This is a genomic window from Dissulfurispira sp., from assembly GCF_036745535.1.
GTDB lineage: Bacteria > Nitrospirota > Thermodesulfovibrionia > Thermodesulfovibrionales > Dissulfurispiraceae > Dissulfurispira.
This window is the reverse complement of the sequence record NZ_DAIOFX010000029.1, coordinates 18,749-20,944: the sequence shown is the minus strand read 5'-3', so window position 1 is coordinate 20,944 and position 2,196 is coordinate 18,749. Positions and strand designations below refer to the sequence as shown.

Genomic DNA, 2,196 nt, shown 5'->3' with positions numbered 1-2,196 from the left:
TAGCTGGAACAGCGATGGGTTATCTTGTGGAGGCACTCACAGCGCCCAAAAAGGTAAAAAAACCTGTTGAGGCCGCAGTTAGAGCAGAATAAAGAATAACAGATACACACAGGGAAGAGGCGAAGGCAATTGCCTTCGCCTCTTTTATTTATTTTTCAATTTTCACCACATGCACAGAGCACGATATGCACGGGTCATAGCTTCTTATGATTTTTTCGCTCTCTTTTTTGATGAAGTCTTTTGACTTATCTGCATTATTCTGGAGGAAACGGTATATGTCCGCTTCCATATGCCCGAAGTTCTGGGATGTGGGCGGAATAATGGTGCAGCTTTTCACATGGCCGGCATCGTCGAGTTCATACCTATGAATGAGAATGCCGCGGGGCGCTTCTGTTATCCATACAGCCTTACCAGCCCCTGGTTCAAAATCAACGAAAGGCTTATCAGGCTCATCGTATCCATTAATTATCCTTATTGCCTCGTAAAATGCATATGCCAATTCCACCGACCTCGCTACTATGCCCATCTGCGTATTGGTTATGGGCAGCGATATGCCGGATTCTTTAATTACATTTTTAATCTCTGACGGCAGCCTGTCATGATTCAGATTAAGCCTCGATGTAGGGCCGACAATGTATGGGCTTACAGAAGAGTCCCTTTTAATACCGGAATGGAGCGCTGTTGAATATTCGACCTGGTATTCCTGAACGCTTTCAATGAATTTTTCCATGGGCATGTTCAATCCTTTATTTGATGCCACAGATCCGTGATTCATTGGATACTCATCCTGATGGGTGAGTGAAACATATTCCGTGTCCCATGAATTATTATTGAACTTCAGACCCGCTGCCCATTTGATTTCTTTGAGGGATTCTTCATATGCCCTTTCGAGATCGGGCAGGAGTGCGGCAATCGCCTTCTTGCCGGGTGTCTTGTAAAATCCGCCGACCCTTACTGAAACTGGATGGACAGACCTTCCGCCGAGTATGGTCAGTATCTCGTTTCCGAGCTTTTTGAAGGTCAGTCCCTTTTTTGCAATGGGAAGGTATTCCCTATCAGCCCATGCGCTTTCGATGCCGAAGAAATCAGGCCCGTTCAGTAAATATATATGGAGGGCATGGCTCTCGATCCATTCACCGCAATACAATAACCTTCTTAACTCGCGGATCGGTTTTTCGACTTCGATGCCGAATATCTTTTCTATCGCATGGACAGAGCTCATCTGGTATGCCACAGGACATATGCCGCAGATCCTTGCCGTGAAGTCCATCACATCTGAATAAGGCCTTCCTCGCAGGAAGGATTCGAAGAACCTCGGCGCCTCGAATATATTTACACGGAGCCTTGCTGTCTTGCCGTCCTTTATCTCGATGACGAGGCCGCCTTCTCCCTCAACCCTCGATAGATAATCAACCTTTATAATTTTACTTGCTGCCTTCAATTCGCACCTTCCTGTATGCATAGGAGTTCATCTTGTCCAGCAGAGATATACAATCCTTATGTGTTAACCCCGTATTCTGGAAATATCTCATAAGGGATTCTATATTTGCATCGTCCTTTGGACCGAAACAGCCGTAGCAAGGCCTTCCAAAGGAAGTGCACAAGGCGCCGCACCCTGCCTTTGTAATCGGGCCGAGACACGGCTCTCCACTTGAAACAAGGATGCATGGTATGCCATGCCTTTTGCATTCCATGCAAAGACTATATCTTGGTATCCCGGGTCTTTTGCCTGTCAGGAATGATATAAGTGTCTCTGAAAGGGCATCCTTATTTATAGGACATCCCCACAGTTCGTAATCCACATATACATGATCGGATATGGGAGTCGATGTTGAAAGGGCAGTGATTATATCAGGCGATGGATATACGTATTTTTTATATGATGAGAGACTTGCCCAGTTCCTCAATGCCTGTAATCCGCCTGATGTGGCGCATGCGCCGATGGTGATCAGATGTCGTGATCTTTCCCTTATATCAACAATATCTTCCTTCTGCCAGTCTGTGGATATCGAGCCTTCCACAATGGATATATCGAATTGTCCCCTGAGTGGCTTATCCGTGGCCTCGCGGAAATAGGCAATATCGAAGAGTTCGAGGATGTCTAAAATCTCGTCCTCCATATTCAGGATGGTGAGCTGACAGCCATCGCATGATGTGAACTTGAATACGCCTATCCTCGGCCTTTTCATATCTCTT

2 protein-coding genes are annotated in these 2,196 nt (G+C 46.0%); both read right to left on the bottom strand.

The genetic code is table 11. The annotated features are described in order from the left end of the window. Positions 1–148: 148 nt before the first annotated feature. On the bottom strand, positions 149–1,462 hold the full coding sequence (locus V7L97_RS06640) for a Ni/Fe hydrogenase subunit alpha (RefSeq protein ID WP_333654409.1): 1,314 nt from the start codon (positions 1,460–1,462) through the stop codon (positions 149–151). Continuing rightward, positions 1,425–2,196: hypothetical protein (locus tag V7L97_RS06635; RefSeq protein ID WP_333654407.1), on the bottom strand; the 772-nt coding region annotated here is incomplete at its 5' end. The genes V7L97_RS06640 and V7L97_RS06635, both read right to left, overlap by 38 nt.

What these genes read in the sequence shown, in the direction of transcription:
- V7L97_RS06640 (WP_333654409.1), bottom strand. Translation starts at nt 1,462, where the DNA reads ATGCATACAGGAAGGTGCGAATTGAAGGCAGCAAGTAAAATTATAAAG.